The organism is Streptomyces pathocidini (genome assembly GCF_001418495.1).
Taxonomy (GTDB): domain Bacteria; phylum Actinomycetota; class Actinomycetes; order Streptomycetales; family Streptomycetaceae; genus Streptomyces; species Streptomyces pathocidini.
This window is the reverse complement of the sequence record NZ_LIQY01000404.1, coordinates 1-2,156: the sequence shown is the minus strand read 5'-3', so window position 1 is coordinate 2,156 and position 2,156 is coordinate 1. Positions and strand designations below refer to the sequence as shown.

At 75.5% G+C, this 2,156-nt stretch carries 1 protein-coding gene and 1 pseudogene; both read right to left on the bottom strand.

What is annotated here, in order from left to right; genetic code table 11:
- Positions 1 to 1,580: glycosyltransferase family 4 protein (locus AOK16_RS18800; RefSeq protein ID WP_157859261.1), on the bottom strand; the 1,580-nt coding region annotated here is incomplete at its 3' end.
- Positions 1,577 to 2,156 (bottom strand): annotated as a pseudogene (locus AOK16_RS18795) (hypothetical protein); the annotation flags it as partial. The gene AOK16_RS18800 and the pseudogene AOK16_RS18795, both read right to left, overlap by 4 nt.

Below are 2,156 nucleotides of genomic sequence, written 5' to 3'. Positions count from 1 at the left end.
GTGTGGGGGCGGATCAGTTCGGCGTAGACCGGGTCGCCGTGGAGGGCGGAGGCCAGGGCCTCGCACGCGGCGGCGCGGTGGCCGACGGGGACGGCGATGCGGTGGCCCACGCCGGTGTCGCCGAGCAGGAGGTAGGGGACGCCGCCGGACTCCAGCGCCCCGGCCGTGATCTCCAGGTTGAGGTCGGCCATGCGGTGGGCGGTGAGGTCGTCGCGCAGCTCGGCCAGGCGGCCGGCCGAGCGGATCAGCGTGCCCGTGCGGTCCTGGGCCTGGAGCAGCACCTCCCGCGCCTTCTGCTCGGCGGTGGAGTTGGGCAGTGAGGTGGCGGGCGCGGCGGCGTTGAAGTTGCGGGTGCCGCCCGCGGCGATGCGCAGCGCCGTCCGGTCGGCGCGCGCGGCCAGTCGCTCGGGGGAGTCGCGGCGGGCGACCAGCCGGGAGAACAGCTCCTCCCACTGGGCGGCGATCCGCTGCTGCCCGAAGCGCTCGTAGACGTCCTGCCGGGCGGCCCTGCCGTAGGCCAGCCGGGTCTCGTCGTCGCTCATCAGCTTGTCCATGGCGACGGCGAGCGAGTCGATGTCGCCGGCCGGGACGAGCAGGCCGTCGGTGGCGTGGCGGACGATCTCGGCAGGGCCGGTGGGGACGTCATACGCCACCACGGGCACGCCGGCCGCGAAGGCCTCCAGCAGGGTGAGCCCGAAGGCCTCGATGCGGGCGGTCAGCAGGCACAGGCTCGCCTTGGCCCACTCCTCCTCCATCCGCGCGGAGGGGCCGGGGAGTTCGACCCGGTCGTGCAGGCCGAGCCCGTCGACGAGGCGGCGCAGCGCGGCCTCCTGCGGCCCGGCTCCGAAGATCCGCAGCCGCCAGTCGGGGTGGTCGGCGGCGGTCTGCCCGAACGCGTGGATGGCGTGGTCGAGCCGCTTCTCCGGGGTCATCCGGGCGGCCATGACGATGGTGCGGCTCCCGCCGTCGGAGCGCGGCCGGAAACCTTCGGGTACGGCGTTGGGTATCGCGGCCAGTTCGGGCGCGGCGGCGCCGAGGGAGTCCGCGAACCAGTCGTTGGTGCGTTCGGTCAGCGAGACCAGGGCGTCGATCCGCGGGGCGTTGACCAGCAGCGGCTCGCCGCTGCTGCCGCGCAGCTCCGAGATGCGGTGCTCCTGGTGGACGGTCACGGTGCGGGCGGGGGCCAGCTCGGCGGCCGCGACCATCAGCGCGGGCGTGGTGGTGACCAGGACGTCGGAGTCCAGCGAGCCGAGCGCGGCGGTCAGTTCGATGTCCGAGAGCCGGTCGAAGGTGGACTCCCAGCGCGGGTCGACGATCTCGCTGGGGAGCGCGGCGAGGGTGCGGCAGGCGGCCTCGTCGAGGGAGCTGGGGCGGACCGGGCGCTCGTGGGGTCCGGTGCGGTCGACCAGATAGCGCCGCTTGATGCTCCGGGCGGCGTCGAAGAAGGGCTCGGCCCGGGTCTTGAAGACGCTGAGCACCTCGACGTCGTGGCGCGGCGCGAGGTGGGCGGCCTGGGTGTAGACGGCCATCTCGGTGCCGCCCATCTCGTCGGCCCAGGTGAGCAGGTAGGTGATCTTCATGCGTCCTCGTCGGTTCCGGTCCGGCCGGCCGTGGCGGCCGCGGCGGCGGGGGTGGTGCGTGCGGTGTCGGCGACGGCGGCGCAGGTCACCGAGAGTGCGCCGGCCGGGGTGAAGTGGGCGTGTACGCGCAGCAGTTCGCCGCCGTCGAGGGCGACGACGCGGTAGGGGGTGCGGAACACCCGCTTGGGGCTGCGGATGTCGGTGAGCCGCCGGCCGACTCTGAGCCGGCTGCGCCCCGACCGCAGCTGGACGTCCCAGGTGCGCTGGCCGCGCTCGCCCGCGGCCATGGCGGCCAGCGGCAGGTCGAAGGTGAAGGCTCCGCCGTCCCATGCGGGGGCGGCGGCCACCGTACGGCCGGAGGCGCCCTTCTGGCGGCGCACGGCCTCGGCGGCGTACGGGACCCGCGGGGGTGGGCCGCCGACCAGCCGCCCGTGGACGGTGATCCGGTCCCAGCGCAGGTCGAGGCCGGTCAGCTCGGCCTGGTGGCGGGGCGCCGCCACCTTCAGCAGGGCGTGGCCGTCGACGGACCGTACGGGCCGGAGGACCGCGCCGGTCGCCGGGTGCGGCGGGTGGGCG